Source organism: Mycetohabitans endofungorum (assembly GCF_002927045.1).
GTDB classification, from domain to species: Bacteria; Pseudomonadota; Gammaproteobacteria; order Burkholderiales; family Burkholderiaceae; genus Mycetohabitans; species Mycetohabitans endofungorum.
Window position 1 is genome coordinate 61,388 of the sequence record NZ_PRDW01000010.1, and the last position, 17,340, is coordinate 78,727.

The 17,340-nt window shown below is 58.2% G+C and carries 15 protein-coding genes and 3 pseudogenes; 9 read left to right on the forward strand and 9 right to left on the reverse strand.

All coding sequences use genetic code 11. The features are described 5' to 3' along the window. Positions 1-37: 37 nt before the first annotated feature. From cofC to B0O95_RS10875, 4 genes are all read left to right on the forward strand, one after another. The gene (gene cofC / locus B0O95_RS10860; RefSeq protein ID WP_158249482.1) at positions 38-688 is read left to right on the forward strand and encodes a 2-phospho-L-lactate guanylyltransferase; all 651 of its coding nucleotides are present in this window, start codon (positions 38-40) and stop codon (positions 686-688) included. Then, complete coding sequence (gene cofH / locus B0O95_RS10865) at positions 676-3,162, forward strand: 5-amino-6-(D-ribitylamino)uracil--L-tyrosine 4-hydroxyphenyl transferase CofH (RefSeq protein WP_104077912.1); 2,487 nt, start codon at positions 676-678, stop codon at positions 3,160-3,162. Before cofC ends, cofH begins: the two co-directional genes overlap by 13 nt. A 214-nt stretch (positions 3,163-3,376) precedes the next feature. Then, positions 3,377-4,348: a 2-phospho-L-lactate transferase gene (cofD, locus tag B0O95_RS10870; protein WP_104077913.1), complete on the forward strand. Its 972-nt coding sequence runs from the start codon at positions 3,377-3,379 to the stop codon at positions 4,346-4,348. 135 nt (positions 4,349-4,483) lie between these two features. Next, positions 4,484-6,307, forward strand: a complete 1,824-nt coding sequence (locus tag B0O95_RS10875; protein ID WP_104077967.1) for an ABCB family ABC transporter ATP-binding protein/permease — start codon at positions 4,484-4,486, stop codon at positions 6,305-6,307. A gap of 95 nt (positions 6,308-6,402) precedes the next feature. Here B0O95_RS10875 and ribA read toward each other — a convergent pair whose 3' ends face one another. Continuing rightward, positions 6,403-7,053, reverse strand: a complete 651-nt coding sequence (gene ribA, locus B0O95_RS10880) for a GTP cyclohydrolase II (RefSeq protein WP_104077914.1) — start codon at positions 7,051-7,053, stop codon at positions 6,403-6,405. 592 nt (positions 7,054-7,645) lie between these two features. Between ribA and B0O95_RS10885 the strand changes: the two are divergent. Together B0O95_RS10885 and B0O95_RS10890 are read left to right on the forward strand one after the other, a co-directional pair. Continuing rightward, positions 7,646-7,819 (forward strand): annotated as a pseudogene (locus B0O95_RS10885) (IS30 family transposase); the annotation flags it as partial. A gap of 108 nt (positions 7,820-7,927) precedes the next feature. Further along, positions 7,928-8,377, forward strand: coding sequence for a DUF1178 family protein (locus tag B0O95_RS10890; protein ID WP_104077915.1), 450 nt, complete (start codon positions 7,928-7,930; stop codon positions 8,375-8,377). Positions 8,378-8,465: 88 nt separating this feature from the next. Here B0O95_RS10890 and B0O95_RS10895 read toward each other — a convergent pair whose 3' ends face one another. From B0O95_RS10895 to B0O95_RS10910, 4 genes and pseudogenes are all read right to left on the reverse strand, one after another. After that, positions 8,466-9,158, reverse strand: a complete 693-nt coding sequence (locus B0O95_RS10895; protein WP_104077916.1) for a glutathione binding-like protein — start codon at positions 9,156-9,158, stop codon at positions 8,466-8,468. Between the two features lie 83 nt (positions 9,159-9,241). Continuing rightward, a pseudogene (locus B0O95_RS10900) lies at positions 9,242-9,751 on the reverse strand (acyl-CoA dehydrogenase family protein); the annotation flags it as partial. A gap of 5 nt (positions 9,752-9,756) precedes the next feature. Continuing rightward, positions 9,757-10,536, reverse strand: a complete 780-nt coding sequence (locus tag B0O95_RS10905; RefSeq protein ID WP_104077917.1) for an oxepin-CoA hydrolase, alternative type — start codon at positions 10,534-10,536, stop codon at positions 9,757-9,759. A 46-nt stretch (positions 10,537-10,582) separates the two neighbouring features. Then, positions 10,583-10,936 (reverse strand): annotated as a pseudogene (locus B0O95_RS10910) (3-hydroxyacyl-CoA dehydrogenase family protein); the annotation flags it as partial. Between the two features lie 187 nt (positions 10,937-11,123). Between B0O95_RS10910 and B0O95_RS10915 the strand changes: the two are divergent. After that, positions 11,124-11,780, forward strand: coding sequence for a glutathione S-transferase family protein (locus tag B0O95_RS10915; protein WP_104077968.1), 657 nt, complete (start codon positions 11,124-11,126; stop codon positions 11,778-11,780). A 52-nt stretch (positions 11,781-11,832) separates the two neighbouring features. On the opposite strand, the gene B0O95_RS10920 is transcribed toward B0O95_RS10915, so the two are convergent. Together B0O95_RS10920 and B0O95_RS10925 are read right to left on the reverse strand one after the other, a co-directional pair. After that, positions 11,833-13,017 (reverse strand): pyridoxal phosphate-dependent aminotransferase, encoded by a 1,185-nt coding sequence (locus B0O95_RS10920; RefSeq protein WP_104077919.1) that lies wholly within the window; start codon positions 13,015-13,017, stop codon positions 11,833-11,835. Positions 13,018-13,076: 59 nt separating this feature from the next. Then, on the reverse strand, positions 13,077-13,619 hold the full coding sequence (locus B0O95_RS10925; RefSeq protein ID WP_199180497.1) for a PIN domain-containing protein: 543 nt from the start codon (positions 13,617-13,619) through the stop codon (positions 13,077-13,079). A 153-nt stretch (positions 13,620-13,772) separates the two neighbouring features. Here B0O95_RS10925 and yaaA point away from each other — a divergent pair, with 153 nt between their 5' ends. Then, positions 13,773-14,546, forward strand: coding sequence for a peroxide stress protein YaaA (gene yaaA, locus B0O95_RS10930; RefSeq protein WP_104077921.1), 774 nt, complete (start codon positions 13,773-13,775; stop codon positions 14,544-14,546). A 33-nt stretch (positions 14,547-14,579) separates the two neighbouring features. Beyond that, on the forward strand, positions 14,580-15,722 hold the full coding sequence (locus B0O95_RS10935) for a M14 family metallopeptidase (RefSeq protein WP_104077922.1): 1,143 nt from the start codon (positions 14,580-14,582) through the stop codon (positions 15,720-15,722). A 57-nt stretch (positions 15,723-15,779) separates the two neighbouring features. Here the strand turns inward: B0O95_RS10935 and B0O95_RS10940 are convergent, their stop codons facing one another. Continuing rightward, complete coding sequence (locus tag B0O95_RS10940; protein WP_104077923.1) at positions 15,780-16,358, reverse strand: BspC domain-containing protein; 579 nt, start codon at positions 16,356-16,358, stop codon at positions 15,780-15,782. Between the two features lie 221 nt (positions 16,359-16,579). After that, the gene (locus B0O95_RS10945; RefSeq protein ID WP_104077969.1) at positions 16,580-17,272 is read right to left on the reverse strand and encodes an energy-coupling factor ABC transporter permease; all 693 of its coding nucleotides are present in this window, start codon (positions 17,270-17,272) and stop codon (positions 16,580-16,582) included. Positions 17,273-17,340 lie beyond the last annotated feature (68 nt).

Here is a 17,340-nt window from a genome sequence, read left to right on the forward strand (position 1 = left end):
ATTTTCCGGGAAGTGAAACAATATGAGATGCAATGGTATGTCTCCTGTTTCTGTCGCCCAACGCAATGCCGGCATCTGGGCGGTAGTACCGTTGAAAGCGCCTGAGTGTGCTAAAACCCGGTTGGCTGGCGTTTTGAGTCACGCGGCGCGCCAAGCGTTGTTTTTTTCCATGGCGAATCATGTCATTGGCACGTTGCGCGCATCGCCTCAGATTGCTTCCCTATTGGTGGTGACGCCGTCGGAAAGTGCGGCGGAAATGGCCCGGGCAGCCGGTGCCGAGATCTTGTGGGGACCACCGGGTGAGGGCATGGCGAATGCCTGTTCGCGAGCGATGGCCCATATTGCGGCGGCAGGCGGGGAACGTGTGATGTTTGTCCCCGGTGATTTGCCGCTGCTGGACGTGGCAGCCATCGACATGTTGAGCCGTGCACCGGTCGATGCGATTGGCATGGCGCCGAACCGGGACGGTCATGGCACGAATGGACTGATTTGCCGGCCTGGCGCTATTCCATTGTTTTTCAGCGGGCCAAGCTTTGCTGCTCATCAAAACGCCGCTCGGCGCGCCGGGATTGATGTTTGGGTTGTCCGTTCAAGAGAGTGGGCGTTGGATGTTGACTTGCCTGACGACCTTGAGGAATTCGAGTCTTCTATCAAAGACGCCAAGAGGAGAGTGCTATGCCAAACCTAGTAAGCAATCCTGTTTATCAAATGATTCAAGAAATTGAACGTTCTGCTAAGGGCAATCAGCCAAGGCTAGATGACAAAGCTTTGGCGTATGAGCTTGAAGCGGTGCAAGATTGGCGTGAGTTGGCGGGTCTGGCATCGGCATGGCGAGACATTGGATGGGGTAATGTCATCACCTATTCGCGCAAGGTCTTTATTCCGCTCACCCATCTTTGTCGGGATGTCTGCCATTACTGTACCTTTGCCAAAGCGCCACGGGTCATTGGCCAAGCATTTCTTACCGTGGACCAAGCGCTGGACATTGCACGGGCGGGCGCTGCAGTAGGCTGTCGTGAGGCCTTGTTTACGCTCGGCGATCGGCCCGAAGCACGTTATGCCGCTGCACGCGAAGCGCTGCAGCAACTGGGTCATGCTACGACGGCCGACTATGTCGCTGAGGTCGCGCAACGTGTACGAGCTGAAACCGGGCTGCTACCCCACTTTAATATGGGCGTGTTAAGCGCAGCAGAATACCAGATGCTACGGCCCCATGCCCCTTCCTTCGGGGTGATGCTAGAGACGGCTTCTGAACGTCTTTCCGAGCGTGGTGGGCCGCATTACGGTTCTCCCGATAAGCACCCGGCAGCGCGGCTTGAAACGCTTCGCCTTGCCGGCGAAGCGCATATACCGATTACCTCAGGCATATTGATTGGTATCGGGGAGACACGCCGCGAGCGGCTTGAATCGCTCTTTGCGCTGCGGGATTTGCATGATCGCTATGGTCATCTGCAGGAAGTCATTATTCAGAACTTTCGTGCGAAACCCGGCACCAAAATGGTCAACGCGCCTGAGCCGTCAATGGACGAATTGTGTTGGACAACAGCGGTTGCCCGGTTGGTTCTGGGTTCCGCAATGAGCATTCAGGTGCCGCCTAATCTTTTCGATGGTGACCTGACCGACTTGATACGCGCGGGAATCAATGATTGGGGAGGCGTCTCACCGGTCACGCCTGATCACGTTAATCCAGAAGCGCCGTGGCCGCAAATTGACCGCTTAAGTGAGGTCACCGACAGGGGTGGGAAGACGTTGACCGAGCGGATAACCGTCTATCCTGCCTATATCGAGGAACGTGATCGTTGGATCGACCCGGGCTTGCATGCTGATGTGCTGCGCCATTCAGATTGCGGTGGTTTGGCAACAAGCGATCTATGGAAAGCAGGCTCCAAGACGATGGGGGATATCGCTCGCCTGGCAGTGACTACCACGGCTTCTCATGCTGACCGTGTTTGTTCGCAGACGATCGATATCGTTGATAAATGCGTGGCGGGTGAGCGCCTCGAAGAAGCCGAGTTGGTGCATTTGTTCAACGCACGCGGCCATGATTTTACGCATGTGACGCACACGGCGGATCGTTTACGCAGGCAGACAAAGGGTGACACGATCACCTACGTTGTCAATCGGAACATCAACTACACAAACGTCTGTCAATACCATTGCAATTTTTGCGCTTTTTCACGAGGGCCGATACAAGAAGACTTGCGCGAAAAGCCCTATATCGTTGACCTCGATGAAATCCGTCGCCGCGTTAAAGAAGCGTGGGATCGCGGTGCGACGGAAGTTTGCTTGCAAGGGGGCATTCATCCCGACTATACGGGGCGCACTTACCTTGATATCTGCGAAGCGGCTAAAACAGAATGTCCTGACATGCACATTCACGCCTTCTCACCGCTTGAGGTGATGCATGGCGCAACTAGCCTAGGAAAATCAATCAGCGCTTTTTTGTCTGATTTGAAAAGTGCTGGGTTAAGTACTTTGCCTGGGACCGCAGCCGAGATCTTGGACGACGAAGTGCGGCGACAGATCTGTCCGGATAAGCTGAATACGCAAGAATGGTTGACCGTCGTGCGATCGGCACACGAGTTGGGATTGCGAACGACTTGCACGATCATGTTCGGCCATGTCGAATCGTATAAGCATTGGGCGCGACATATCCTCAGGCTTGCCGAGCTGCAACGTGATACAGGCGGGCTGACTGAGTTTGTTCCATTGCCCTTTGTCCACGAGGAAGCACCATTATTTAAAAAGAAAGGCGCGCGTCAGGGGCCAACTTTACGAGAAGCCGTTTTGATGCATGCAGTCGGGCGTCTGGCGTTTCATGGCTTGATTGACAATATTCAAACGTCTTGGGTGAAGATGGGTGAGCAGGGTGCACAGCTTTGCTTGCAAGCGGGGGCCAACGATTTGGGCGGTACCCTAATGAATGAGTCGATCAGCCGTGCAGCCGGTGCAGCCCATGGACAGGAAATGCCGCCTGCTGCCATGGAAGCACTGGCCGCCAGACTCGGGCGCCGTGCGATGCAGCGTACCCCTCTTTACCGTGGTGTCAGTACTGAGCGGCAGCAGGCTTCGTATGCTGCCCCTGCGTTGGCGCCTGTGCGGTTCATGAAGGCCGGACGTTTGGTGCGTGGGCACGGCCATCAGGTCTTGAACGAAGCGTAACAATAATCGGGCCTGTATCAGTGGGTTCATGGTGTGGCTTGCCTGCAGACTGCCTAAATCGATGTTGTGATGGCGCTCACGCAGCGTTTCACATCATGGATTCACTAAGATGCTCAAACGTCTATATCAAAGTAGACAGACACTATTCGGCCTGACAGGATTGGAAGGGTGATCTGTTTAAGTCAAAAATGCTTGACCTTTACATAGGAAGGAAATGGCAAAGTATGTTGCGTTGTGCGGCGGGGTGGGCGGCGCTAAGTTGGCCTATGGTCTAGCGCATGTGCTTTCTGCGGACGAGTTGACGATCGTTGTAAACACGGGTGACGATTTTGAGCATTTTGGCTTACTCATCTGTCCAGATCTGGATACGGTTGTCTATACACTAGCCGATGTGGCGGATGCAAAAAAAGGGTGGGGGCGTGCGAACGAGAGCTGGTCTTCGCAAGAAGCGCTGGCTCGTTTGGGCGGGCCGGTCTGGTTTCAGCTGGGTGACAAGGACCTTGCGCTTCATCTCTATCGGCGCAGCTTGCTTGACGGCGGTGCCAGCTTGTGTGATTTAACCGCAACCATTGCGAAAGCATTCGGTGTCAAGCATGCGATCGTCCCGATGTCTGACGATCCGGTCAGAACCATCGTTGAGACAGAAGAAGGCGATTTGTCTTTCCAATCTTATTTTGTTAACCGGCGATGTGAGCCACGTGTGTCGGGGTTTCGCTTTGAAGGAGCTTCGTCGGCACGGTTATCGTCGCCATTTGACGCAGCGCTGAGTACGCCTGATCTGGCTGGCGTGATCTTATGTCCTTCAAATCCTTTTGTCAGCATTGGACCGATTCTGGCATTACCCGGCGTGCGTGACAGGCTGCGTGCCTGCAATGTGCCTGTTTTAGCTGTTGCACCGCTTGTCGGCGGCGAAGCAGTCAAAGGTCCATTGACTAAGATGATGCATGAACTGGGAATGAATGCTTCGGTTGGTGCGATTGCTTCTCTTTATGCTGATTTCCTTGACATTCTGGTGATTGATCCGTTGGATGAGCACGATCATGACCTTTTGCGCACAGACCTTATGGCAGTCGATAAAGTCAAGACGCTTATGAAAACGCCTGACGAGCGTATCGCGCTTGCGCGACATGTGCTGGCTTGTATTGAACATCACCAAAGCAATCGACAGACGGCCCGCGTTGCATAGCGTCGCACCGCATGAAGCGCATTGACCCTGTTTTTTAATGGGGCAGATTGTTACAGAAATAAAAAATTGTTTAATGGCATGCGGTACAGCAAACGCTTGCTGAACCACTCACGAAAAATGCACTATCCATTACGCATGCGTCGCCTTTGGGCTTTTGTTTCTCCCTTGTCATCTTCGAATCGGTGCGGCGACTGGCAGACAATCGCCGCACTATTTCCTTATTTGATGGTTTATAAATGGCGTGTCGCGTTTGCACTCGCCTGTCTGATTGGCGCAAAACTCGCTAATCTAGGCGTTCCGGTTGTGATGAAAGCAATTGTCGACCAATTATCGGAAACTGACCGGTTGGCGATGCAGGAGTCGTCATTTTCATTGTTCCATGGCGTGAGTTTTCTTATTGTCGCCTATGCGGTCGTGCGCTTATCAAGCTCGCTTTTTGCTGAACTGCGTGAAATTATCTTTGGAAAAGTGGCTTACAGCGCGGCGCGCCAAGTGGCCTTAGCAGTATTCCGGCATCTGCACACGCTGTCGTTATGCTTTCATCTTGAGCGGCAAACGGGTGGCCTATCACGCGATATCGAGCGAGGGACTCGCGGTGTTAAGACGCTTGTTTCGTATTCGCTCTACAATATCCTGCCAATATGCGTTGAAGTCATGTTGGTGCTCATTTTTTTTGCTATTCGCTACGACATCTATTATACGATTGTTACTCTATCTGTGCTTGCGGCGTACATCACGTTTACCGTGATGGTGACGGAATGGCGTACGCGTTTAAGGCAGGAGATGAATAAGCTTGATTCGCGCTCCAATACGATAATGGTCGATTCGCTTATTAACTACGAGACAGTCAAATACTTTGGTAATGAGCAACACGAAGCGCAGCGCTATGATGAAAGCATGGTGCTTTATCATGATGCAGCGGTTCGATCACAAAAGTCGCTTTCGTTTATGAATCTTGGTCAGCAGTCGATTATTGCAATCTGCATGGTCGCTGTTTTATGGAGGGCGACGCAACAGGTAGTGGACAAGCAGTTGACATTGGGTGACTTTGTATTAATCAATACGTTTATGTTGCAGATATATATTCCGCTTAGTTTTTTGGGGAATATGTATCGAACTTTGAAGCAGAGTCTGACCGATATGGATCAGATGTTTTCTCTGTTAAAGCTCAGGCGTGAAGTTGACGATATTCAAGGTTCATCTCCACTTGCTGTGCAGAGCGCTGAAGTATGCTTCGAGCATGTCAATTTTTCATATGAACCGCAACGGCAAATTTTACGGGATATAACCTTTACGATTGCAGCGGGTACGACGACCGCAATTGTTGGGCATAGCGGCTCAGGTAAGTCGACACTCGCACGACTGTTGCTTCGTTTTTATGATGTTGATCAAGGTGCTGGGCGGATTTTGATCGATGGCCAAGACATCCGTGCTGTGACGCAAGATTCGCTGCGTGCAGCCATTGGCATTGTGCCGCAAGATACGGTGCTTTTCCGTGACACGATCTATTACAATATTGCGTACGGTCGGTTGTCCGCGTCGCCAGAAGAAGTGATGGCGGCTGCGCGCGCCGCTCATATTCATACTTTTATTGAAAGCTTGCCTGCTGGCTACTCCACCATAGTGGGTGAGCGTGGTTTGAAATTATCTGGCGGTGAAAAGCAGCGCATCGCAATCGCTCGTACCTTGCTAAAAAAGCCGCCTATTCTAATTTTTGATGAAGCGACTTCAGCCCTCGATTCACGCGCTGAGCGTGCGATTCAGCGCGAGTTGAAACAGCTTGCGCGCCATCGTACAACGCTGATCATTGCGCATCGTCTGTCGACAATTACTCACGCGCAGCAAATTCTTGTGATGGATCAAGGCCGTATCGTTGAACGCGGCACTCATAAAAAATTGCTGAATGCAGGTGGTTTATATGCGCAAATGTGGGCATTGCAACATAAGCAGCCTGAATAAAAGTGGGTAAATAAGAGCAGTTGCTTAAAAAAGATTGCTTTGACCGGCGCTCACTACGTAAAGTGGTGGATATATTGTAGTAAACGCCGGGCTAACTACAATGGCAACGGGCACTGGAGCTCGTTCTTGTCGAAATAATGCCCGAAACGATTGCGTTTAGTCCAAATATACCGTTCATTTTCCTCGCGTAATGCAATCGCGAGGTCAACGCGCTCACATACCGGAATACCATGACGCTGTAGCGCCTCAAATTTATCCGGATTGTTACTCATTAGCCGTACCGACAGGATGCCGAGTTGGCGCAAGATGCTCGCTGCGCAGTCATACTCGCGCGCATCATCCGGCAAACCCAAGTCGCGATTGGCATCGACAGTGTCGCGTCCTTGTTCTTGGAGTCCGTATGCAAGAATTTTGTTGCACAGGCCAATGCCGCGGCCTTCATGGCCTCGCAAATACAGTAGTGCGCCGACTCCGTCGGATGCGATATAGCGCAGCGCGGCGTCCAGCTGCTCACCACAATCGCAACGCAGTGATCCTAATACATCACCGGTAAGACACTCGGAGTGGAGTCGTGTCAGTACTGATTCACGCTGGTAAACGTCGCCCATCACAAGTGCGAGATACTCATTGCCATCGCTTTTCGAACGAAATGCATGGGCAACAAAATTTCCGTAACGAGTCGGCATTGCTGCTTTGCCGACATACGTCACACATTCGCTGTTTTTATCGTGGCATTGTAGTAGCATCGGATCATCCTCGGAAGGCTGAAGGGTTACTCCCGCAATACACAAAATTTGTCATATCAACCAAAACTTAATGTTTATCCAGCATTGCTCACTTAACAAGCGAAATACAACACGGCAGACGGACCTGTCTGCTTAACGGGCGCTATGCAATGTCGGATATCCTAACAGGGCAGCGCGCAATGTTGTTTTAGACTATGTCGTCGAGCAGGATTGCATACTTGTATAAAAATGGCAATAGAAAGTTGCGTAGGTATGGCCGGTTGCGGGGGCGTGCACTATGCGGGCGGCAAGTGATGCGTGCGCGAGTTTCGTTGTCAATCACAAAGTGATTATTTGATGGCAAATTGTCGTAATTGTTGCTCTATTGTTTCGCCCGGCGCGGTAACGCGTCGGCGGATTCAACCGGTCGTTGCAACCTTTGCGAATTGGCATTGTTATATGGGACGATCACGGGATTGGGCCTCGGAGCAAACGGGACGGCCAATGATGTCATCGCCTGGCAGACTAGGCGTCGATCAGTTGGAGACGAAGCAAGCGTTCTGGAAACGCATTGCCGAGGAAAGGGAGGGTGACGCCGCGGCGTTGGTGTGCAGCGCTTTACATCCAGGGCTGCGGCGCTTTGCGACGTGAACTATCCGCGTGTCTGCGTATCGGCCGGGCACTGCGTGTACCACGCGCCAGAACGCAACAACGACGTAAAAGCTTCGTTACCGCCGAGGTGATGATCAGGGAGCTTGAGGACAAGGCGGGCGGTGAGTGGGTGGGTTGCGCCACGCGCAAACGCGCTAGAATGGCCGGCCACGGTCTGATAATTTAGAACGATCGTGCACAAATCGCGCGGAGTGCGCTACACTGGATCGTACGTTTTATGGGTATGAAAGTTCTCGATTTAACCTGCGAGCACGCGCACCGGTTCGAAGGCTGGTTTCAGTCGGCTGAGGACTTCGAGTCGCAACTGGAGAGGCACCTCGTCGAGTGTCCGATATGTGGTTCGAAGACAGTGCATCGCGTGCCATCGGCGCCCCGTTTGAACCTGTCGGGTGCGAGCGCGCCGGCGCAACGCGATGGCGCGCCGGGCGCCGGCGGGCAGCCGCTGAATGCGGGCGAATTGCAGGCGCGGTGGCTGCAGATGATGCGGCAGGTGATCGAGCACACCGAAGACGTGGGCGAGCAGTTCGTTGAGGAAGCGCGGCGGATCCACTATGACGAGGCGCCGGCCCGCAGCATTCGCGGGGTCACGACGCCTGACGACGCGCGGGCCCTATTGGACGAAGGCATCGACGTGATGCCATTGCCAGCGTTGCTGAAAGAGCCGCTCCAATGATCCGGGCGGCGCTTCAGCTGCGCGTAACAGCGTGCGGCAAGGAAACGAGCGCATGGATTTCAGTACCCGCCCTGTCGACTCGGTTTCTTCAGCGTTGCGCGTACTGCGTGGCGCCGAACAGGACTTCGCGCGCCTTGTCGTTGGTCAGTGCCTTGCGCGCGGATACCAGCACTTCGACGCCCCGCTGTACCGCGGGCCGCGCATTGATGCGTTGCTGCCATGCGCTCACGTTCGGGAAGCTGTCGAGATCGATTCCCTGATTCTTCCACGAGCGTGTCCACGGGAACGCCGCGATGTCCGCGATCGTGTAGTCATCACCGGCCAGATAGGGATGCTTGCCGAGCTGTTTCTCCATCACGCCATACAGCCGCCGCGCTTCGTTCGTGTAGCGATTGACCGCATATTCGATCTGCTCCGGCGCATAGATTCGGAAGTGGTGCGCCTGTCCGAGCATCGGGCCAAGTCCACCCATCTGAAACATCAGCCACTGCAATGTCGCATAACGTTGGGCCGGATCGGCAGGCAGAAATTTTCCGGTCTTCTCCGCGAGGTAGATCAGGATCGTGCCCGATTCGAACAGCGCGATCGGCTGGCCACCGGGACCGTCGTGATCGACGATCGCCGGGATCTTGTTGTTTGGGCTGATCGCCAGGAACTCGGGCTTGAACTGGTCGCCTGCGCCGATGTCAACCGCATGGACGGTGTAGGGTAGCGCCAGCTCTTCAAGCATGATATGGACCTTGTGACCGTTCGGCGTGGCCCAGCTGTAAATATCGATCATGTCCGCTTATCGAGGCGCGTCCCCTGTGCGCGGACCCGGCCCGCGCGCGCTTTCGGCGCCCCATCCTGTAGAAAGTTGAATGTTCACACGACGCCTGCAGCGCATCGAGCGCCGTCGGCTGCGAGATGCATGCCATTTAAGCATAGAACCGGCTGGGTTGCAGCGTCACAGGTCAGGCTCACACGCGGGACGCCGTCTCTGTCTTTTAGATACGACGCCAGCTCCAGCCGGGCGATTGCGCTGCGATGGACTTCATCCGGTCCGTCGGCCTGTCGCAGCATACGTGCTGACGTGTACGCGTAGGCCCGCGGGAAGTCGTCGCAGATGCCTGCCGCGCCATGGGCCTGGCAGAATGCCTTGCGCCGCAGCGTGCGCCGGCACATCAACTTGAGCGTGCTTCGTCAGTCCAAGCAAGCGCATGCCATGGTGAATGCTGCCCGGGCCAGCCGGCCTTATGTGATGTCGAAGCCACGGCCTTCACCGAGCAACACATTGGTGGCCGGCACGCGGACCGATTACAGCGAAATGTCCATGTGGCCATGCGGCGCGTCGTCATAGCCCAATACGTTCAGCGGACGATGGATCGTGGTGCCGGAGGTCATTTATAGCGCGCTTCGCGCTTTTCCAGGAACGCGCTGATCCCTTCGAGACCATCGCGATGATGCAGCGACGCGACGAAATGGTCCCGTTCGGCGATCAGCTGCTCGGCCAGCGGTTGCCTGAGGGCATCGTCGACGAGCGCCTTAATCCGGGCCACCGCGTTTGGCGACAGCCGCGCCAGCTCTTCAGCCCATGCGAGCGCGGTCTCCAACGCCGCGCCTGCCGCGCTGAGCCGGTTGACTACGCCCAGCGCGGCCAGGCGCGGCGCCGGCACCGGCTTGCCTTCCAGGATAATTTCGGTGGCCAGCGCGCGCGGCAGTGCCCGGGACAGGAACCATGAGCCGCCGCCATCGGGCGTGAGTCCGACGCGCGCATACGACATCACGAATTTTGCGTTGTCCGCCGCCACCAGCAGGTCGCAGGCGAGCGCGAGCGAGAAACCCGCGCCGGCCGCTGCCCCTTCGACCGCGGCGATCACCGGTTTGCGTGAGGCGCGGATCGCGCTGATCCAAGCGCCGAGCAGGTCGATGCTGTCAGCCTGCACCGATGGATCCTTCGCCCGGTTCTCTAGCAGCCGGTGCAGGTTGCCGCCCGCGCAGAAGAAATCGTCGGCGCCGGTCAGCACGATGGCCCGGATCTCCGGGTCGCGCTCGGACGAATCGAGCGCCTCGATGCCGGCGGCGTACATGTCAGGGTGCAGCGCGTTGCGTGCGCCCGGGTTGGACAGCGTGAGCACGAGCGTCGCATCCCGGCGGGTGGCGAGCAATTCGGCGGTCATCGGTGGGCTCCTTCATGTGTTGGGGGGCGTCGCCCTCGACAGGCAGCAGCGACAGGCCCAGTTGTGCGCGGCGCGCCAGCCATGGCGACGGCCGGTAGCGTGGATCGTGCAGTGGGGCGCAGATAGGGCGCAGGATCGTGAGGATGCGCGCCGCACCTAATGCATCGCCGAGCGCCAGCGGCCCTTTCGGATAGCCGAGGTCCAGCATCACGGCCAAGTCGATGTCCTGCGGCGTGGCGGTCTGCTGTCGAGCGATGTCGCACGCGATATTGATGGTCGTGGCGACGATGCGTTGCGCGACAACGCTGGTTGAGTCGCGGATCACCGTGACCGGTACGCCGTGCGCGGCGAACAGCGTATATGTGTGCTCGCGGGGCAAGGACGATAGTGGCCGACGCTGTCATCACCGTGCGATGCCGCGGCTCATCTCGCCGGCGCCGACGATACCCGGCGTCTCCATTCTATAAAGTCGAGATGTCATGATGTGCCGACGAGTCGGGATTTAGAATAGCGCGATCGTGCAATTTGTGGACGCGCGATTGCCCCTGCGTCAAAGCACGATCGTTGTACAGCCAAAGGAGAAGATCATGTTGAAGCTGTATGGGTTTTCGCTGTCCAACTACCACAACAAAGTCAAATTCGTCTTGCTCGAGCACGGCATTGCATTCGAGGAAGTCTGCGTAGTTCCAATTTCGTATAAGGACTCGGTGCATGACGCACGGTCCCCGTTGGGCAAGGTGCCGTTCATCGAGACCGAGCACGGTCCGCTGTGCGAGTCTACGCCGATCGTTGAGTATTTGGTGGCGATGCACCCGGACAAGCCGATCTTGCCGGCGGAACCGTATGCGGCGGCCAAGCAGCGCGAGCTGATCACGTTTATGGAGTTGCACCTTGAGTTGGTGGCCCGCGAACTGTACCCTGAGGCGTTCTTCCATACCGATATCTCGGATGGCACGAAACAACGGGTCCAGCGCAAGCTGCAGCGCCAACTGCCGGCGTTTAAGCAACTGACGCGGTTTGCGCCGTACATTGCCGGCGATACGTTTACGTTGGCCGACATCGCCGCGTTCGTGCATCTGCCGTTGGTCGCCCAGGCGAGCCAGGCGATCTACGGTACCGACTACGTGCTCGAGGCGGGTATCGACTGGAAGGCGCACGTGGGACAGGTCGGCACGCGGCCAGCCGCGCAAAAAGTACAGGCCGACCGCAACGCGTATATCGAAGCTCAGCGTGTTAGACAATAGCGGCGCGGGCGCCGCCGCGCAGGCGCGGCCCGGACAGGGCGCACGCCATACGCTACAGCGCGGCAAGGCGCTCGAGCGCGCTCGCCAGCGTTGCTTCGCGTTTGGCAAAGCAAAAGCGCACGACGCCGGCGTCGTGCGCCCGATGATAGAACGCGGACACGGGAATCGCCGCAACACCGATCTCGACGGTTAACCACTTGGCAAACTCCGCCTCCGGCAGTGCCGAGATCGCCGAATAATCGACGCACTGAAAATACGTGCCTTCACATGGCAATAGCTTAAAACGCGTGCGTTCCAGGCCGGCACGAAAGAAGTCGCGCTTGGCCTGGTAGAACGCCGGCAACGTCAGGTAGGGCGCTGGGTCGGCCATGTACGCGGCGACGCCTGCCTGGGTGGCCGAATTCACCGTGAACACGTTGAACTGGTGGACCTTGCGGAACTCGGTGCTTAATTCGCGCGGCGCGGCGACGTAGCCGAGCTTCCAGCCGGTCACGTGATAGGTCTTGCCGAAGCTCGATACGACGAAGCTATGCGCCGCGAGGTCCGGATAGCGCGCAATGCTCTCGTGGCGGGCACCGTCAAACACCATATGCTCATAGACCTCGTCAGACAGCACCAGGATGTCCGTGCCGCGCACGATATCCTGCAGCGCTCGCATGTCACTGTCACGCCAGACCGTGCCGGTTGGGTTATGCGGCGTGTTCACGATGATCAGCCGTGTCTTCGGCGTGATCGCCGCGGCGAGTTGGTCGAACGCAATCCGATAATCGGGTGCGTCCAGTGTCACGAACACGGGTTTGCCACCAGCCAACTCAATTGCCGGCAAGTAGCTGTCATAGCAAGGCTCGATCACGATCACCTCGTCGCCCGGCTGCACGCAGCACAGCACGGCAGTGAGCAACGCTTGCGTTGCGCCCGCGGTGATTGTGATTTCGCTGGCCGCATCGTAACGATGTCCGTACAGCTGCTCGATCTTCGCGGCAATCGCATCGCGCAGCGACGCAAGACCGGCCATCGGCGGGTACTGGTTAAAGCCGTTGCGCATCGCTTGCGCGACCGCATCGATGATCGTCGGGTCGCAGTCGAAATCCGGAAACCCCTGACCCAGGTTGACGGCACCGGCCTCGGACGCGAGCGCGCTCATCACCGTAAAGATCGTCGTGCCGACTTGCGGCAACCGCGATGGGAAGGGAGGCACGCGGGGTGACGTATCGGGCGGGCGATGCGAGGTGTTCATGGCATAAGCGTCGTGTCGATAGGGGGAGCCGTGCGACCGGATGATCGACTCCAGCGGGCCTATTGTACGGTAGGCTCGTGCGTTGCGTCGCCCGCCGCCGACTGGACAAGGCCTGCGGCCGCGACGAACTGGGCCGGCTGCACAATGCGCAAGTCGAACTCGCGCGCCATCCGGCGCGCCATCTTCAACAGCGCCTTGTCCTTGGTGACCAGCCACTGTGCGGCTGCGTCATACGCCAATTCGAGGAACTTCTGGTCGTCGCGGTCGCGGCACAGCGGCAGCGCGCGTGGTGCGGCGCCGGCTGCGCGCGCACTTGCGCTCGCATTCGCGCCTGCTTCCGGCACAGACATTGCAGCGCCACCCTTCGTGTGCAGCGCCGGCGCCACGCGCGCACACAGCCGGGCGAGCCGCGCGAGTGCCGCCGGCTTATCGATCGCGTAGCGCACGAACTGCGGGTAGTCGAGCACGCGCTGCAGCTCGTTGAGGCAGCGGTCGTCTTGCACCGCGTCGAGGCTGCCGTCCTGCAGCGCTGTTGCAATTGGGCGGGTCGCGGGATCGTCGAATACCAGGATGTCGATCCACACGTTCGTGTCGAGCACCACGCGTGGACGGACGAAGGTAACCGCAGAGGCGTTCAATGGTGCAACAGGGTCGGCCGGTAGCGGCGGGTCGGAACGGGAGGGCGTCATTGTCGATACAATGGCAACGCTTGCGGCCAGTCACGCCGCGCGATGCCTTCTTACAGTCAGCCTTCCATGATAATCGTTTTGTCGCCCGCCAAGTCACTGGACTATGACACCCCGCCCCATGTACGCAAGCATACGCTGCCGGCGTTCCTTGACGACTCGGCCGAGTTGATCACACAGTTGCGCACGTTCTCGCCGCAGCAGATCGGCACATTGATGCGTCTTTCCGATCCGCTCGCGCGGTTGAACTATACGCGGTACGGCGACTGGTCTGCCGCGCGGTTCGCGCCACCGCATGCCAAGCAGGCGATGCTCGCGTTTAATGGCGATGTCTACGACGGGTTCGACGCGCGGTCTTTGTCTGCCGCCGACCTGGATTATGCGCAACGCCATATACGCGTGCTCTCCGGCTTATATGGGGTGCTGCGTCCGCTTGATCTGATGCTGCCGTACCGGCTCGAAATGGGCACGCGGCTTGCCAACCCGCGCGGCAAGGACCTGTACGCATTCTGGGGCGACAAGATTACCGCCGCGCTGAGCGCGCAGCTCAAGCGCGCAGGTGGCGCGCGGGTATTGATCAATTGCGCGTCGGACGAGTATTTCCGTTCGGTCAGGCCGCGCCAGCTTGACGCACCGGTGATCACCCCAGTGTTCGAGGACTGGAAAAACGGTCAATACAAAATCATCAGCTTCTATGCCAAGCGTGCGCGCGGCGCGTTCGCCCGCTTTGCAGTCGTGAACCGGATCGACGAACCGGTCAGGCTCGTCGCGTTCGACGCCGACGGCTACCGGTTCGATGCAAAGGCGTCGAACGATTCGACCTATGTATTTCGTCGCAAGTAGGCCAACTGACTTCATTCGTTACGAATCCGACCCATGAGCATTCACATCAGTAGTCAATTCGATTCAGGAGCAATTGATGTCGTATCGTGCGAGCGCGCGGACGACATTCGATTGCGGCTGCGCGCCGACACCCAAGCGGAGTTTGCGCAGTGGTTCTATTTCTCGCTGAGCGGTGCGAAAGACGTGGACTGCACGCTCACGTTCGAGAACGCGTTGCATAGTGCTTTTCCGGATGGATGGCACGGTTATCAGGCTGCCGCGAGTCATGATGGCATCGACTGGTTCCGGGTGCCCACCACGTATGACGGTCAAGTGCTGCGCATCTATCATCGGCCGGCGCACGACCGGATCTATTACGCGTATTTCGAGCCGTATCCGTATACGCGACATGCACAGTTGGTCGACACGCTGGCCCAGCAGCCTGGCGTGCGCCTGACCGAACTGACCCGCACCGTGCAAGCACGTGCGCTGGATCTGCTGACCGTTGGCGAACCGGCGCCGCACAAGCGCAGCATCTGGATCATCGCAAGGCAGCATCCGGGCGAGACGATGGCGCAGTGGTTTGTCGAGGGTCTGCTCAGGCGCTTGTGTGGCCTTGGCGATTGGCGGGGCGACCCGCTGGGCCGCATCGTGCGCGAACGCGCGGTCTTTCACGTGGTACCGAACATGAACCCGGATGGCAGCGCGCTGGGTAACTTGCGCACCAATGCCGCCGGCGCGAACCTGAACCGGGAATGGTTGCAGCCGGACCCGCATCGCAGCCCCGAAGTGCTGGCTGTACGCGACGCTATCCATGCGAGCGGTTGCGACATGTTCTTCGATATCCATGGCGATGAAACGCTGCCATACGTCTTCGTCGCCGGCTCGGAAATGCTGCCCGATTTCTCTAGCGCGCAACGCCGTGTGCAAGACGAATTCATCCGCCATTTCAAGCGCGCCAGCGCGCACTTCCAGGATGAGCACGGATACGAGTCCGGGCGTTACCAGCAGGATGCGCTCCAGCTCGCCTCCAAGTATGTCGGCCACACCTTTAAGTGCCTGTCGCTCACGCTTGAAATGCCATTTAAGGACGATGCGAACCTGCCCGACCCGCACGTCGGCTGGAACGGCGCGCGCAGTGCGTCGCTGGGCGCGGCGATGTTGCAGGCCATCGGCTGGCAACTCGACGCGATGTGACGCGCCGCGGCATTGTGTGCGCAGCGTTCGTCACACGCAGGCGCGTGCATGGCAGGCTCAGCGCCGCCGGCCTTTCTTGCTAGTGCCTTTGCCCGCCGCCTTCGCTGGGCTCTTGCGGCCCGAGCCGCGCAACGCCTTTTTGGTCTTGCCGGCCTGGCGGCTCGGCGCAGCGCGCTTGAACGGCGCGACCGGATCGTTCCAACTGAAGGCGAGCATTTTCGCGTCGACGTAGCCGCAGCGGAATTTCAGCGCGTCGGGCTTCGTCGAACCATCCTTGCGCACGCCGACCCCTTGGACGGTGACGATCGAATCGACCTTGATCCGTTGCTTGCCCTGGTCGAACGAGCCTTTCCATGGCTTGACTTCGGCGTGCGCGGGATCGAACGAGCTGCGTGGGAATTCGACGTGGTGAAACGCGCTCGATGTGCCGACGATAAAGTCGGCGTGCGCCGCGCAGTTCGCAACCAGCGGATTGGCTCTCATTTGCGTGATGAATTGGTAGACCAGCTCGTTGTGGTGTTCAGCTTGGTCGGCGCGGGCCATCGTGGGAATGGCGATTGCCATGGCCGCGAGCGCGCATGAGGCCATGGCGCCGATCAGTCGTAGCATCGGGCGCGACGTAGAATGACGATCCATCTAATCCTGTTGCTAGGTGCCGTGAAAAAAGCCGCGGTCGATGTGAGAGGACGTGCACCAGTGGATTCGCACGCGGTGTCGAGTCCGGACTTGGATATACTCAGATGTCCGCGGTTGGGCTAGAGTTCTATCTTAACGCAAAACGCAGGGTGTACCGCGGCCGGCCGGCGTAGCGCGCGGCAACTGTTGCGCACGATATAGTGGACCGACAGGCTGCTGGGTCAGGCGCGCGGGCCCCGGTCCACGTGGCGGCGATCGAACCGGTAGCGGCGTACATCGTACGTGGTGACCCATGCCGGGCGATAGACGGCGAACAGCGCGGTCAGCATGCCGCAGAACCACGCTTCGCCGGAGGCGAGCATGCCGACGGCTATCCCGTAGCCGGGCGGGATCACGGCCGTATCGCCGTGGGCCAGCACCAGGTGCAGGCCCAGTGCGGCGGCACAGGCGACCCCCAGCGCCAGCGCGGCGGTCACGAAGCCGTGGCCGAAAATGAACACCAACAAGTTTCGCGGTAACCATGCGGCAATGGCCCGCTGTAGCAGCATCGAGACGCAGACCGGCACCGCCCCGAATATGACAAAGGTCAGACCCACGCCCTCCCACGGTGTGCCGAAGATCGCAGCCACCAGCGCGCATATGGCCGCCATCGACACCAGCGCGAGCGACCAGCCGAACAGCGTGACCATCAATGTCGCGCCAAGCAGATGCATCACCGGGCCATCGTTCAACCATGCGTTCGTGGCCCACATGACCGCAATCGCCACGGTCATGCCAAGCCACAGGTGCTGCAGCGTATCGTCGTGCAACCGCGCAAAGGGCTTCTTCCACGCCGCGGGCACAAGCAGAGCCACGGCGGCAAGGTTGCCACCTATCGCCAACCACAATGGTAACGACGTGTAGAGGAATCCCATATCAAACATATTACTCGCTGCGCGGCTCCCGGTGGTGGAAGCAAATTGCACGCCCGCGCGCGGCGTTG